This window comes from Halomonas sp. SIMBA_159 (assembly GCF_046536035.1).
Taxonomy (GTDB): Bacteria; Pseudomonadota; Gammaproteobacteria; order Pseudomonadales; family Halomonadaceae; genus Vreelandella; species Vreelandella venusta_A.
In genome coordinates this window covers 1-954 of sequence record NZ_JAWJBT010000058.1, presented here as the reverse complement: position 1 = coordinate 954, position 954 = coordinate 1, and the positions used below count along the sequence as shown (strand labels likewise).

At 53.5% G+C, this 954-nt stretch carries 1 protein-coding gene; it reads left to right on the top strand.

What is annotated here, in order from left to right:
• Positions 1-741, top strand: a 741-nt coding sequence (locus R0J87_RS18290) for a P-loop NTPase family protein (protein WP_498887949.1), incomplete at its 5' end; no start/stop codon positions are given.
• Between the last annotated feature and the right edge of the window lie 213 nt (positions 742-954).

Genomic DNA, 954 nt, shown 5'->3' with positions numbered 1-954 from the left:
CAGTCTGACAGGAAGATACACAAAGATGTGCGTGACATGGTTCAACTGCAGTACCGCTGCTCAAAGAATACGGCGCTCGGTAGCGAGAAAACCTATACCCGCAAGGTTCAGGACGGCTGTCGCGGTGAAGTCGTCAATACCAGCCAGCGCACATACAAAGCCTCTTACTTTCCGTTTTACCAATCGCACACCGCCTCAAACGGTGCAGTGTCCGAAGCCACGGCGGCGGATATCAAGCCCATCTGGCAACATTGGTCTTTTATTGGCGGCGCGATTTGCCTGGTGTTTGTGGTGGGTATGTTTGCTACTGGTAATGTTAAAAGTCCACTCTCAGCCGGGGTAAAAGAACAGCCTGAGCCAGTCAAGCAATTACACATCCAGCCGGACGGCTCCCCGACTCCCGTTCCTGAGGTGCCAGCGAAGAAACGCACCCACGGCAAGCATCCGTTAGCGGATTTTGACCTGTACGTTACTGGCGCTGCCCGGCAGATAGCACTCCGGCCAGACAAGACCTTTGATCTTGATTTGTCCTTTGATGTGATTTATCTGGAAGCCTACAAAGACGAAATGAAACAGTTCGCGGTCAACTCTAAGGAGCTGCGCAAACTGGGCTACAACATTCACGCTATCGGCAAATGTGTCTACTCGCTCGAATACCATGATTTCGATTCGATTGTCGTCTGTAACGAAAGTCGCGGCCTGATTCAAGATGGCCCACTATCAACCGTCACATCATTTTGATGAAAGCTAAGGAGGGGCGCCCCGCATCGCGGGGAGGTGCCTTAGCTTTCAGCTAACCTGATGCCGACAGGCATATAAGGGCCATCTCCGCGCCCTTTTGTAAACTCCCTGCTCACTGGCCCGTAGCCCGCACCTGTGCGGTGCTCCCCTTACTGCATTCCTCGAAACCCTTCATCCTGTTAGGCCGGAGCGCAGCGACTCCTGCCCGATAAC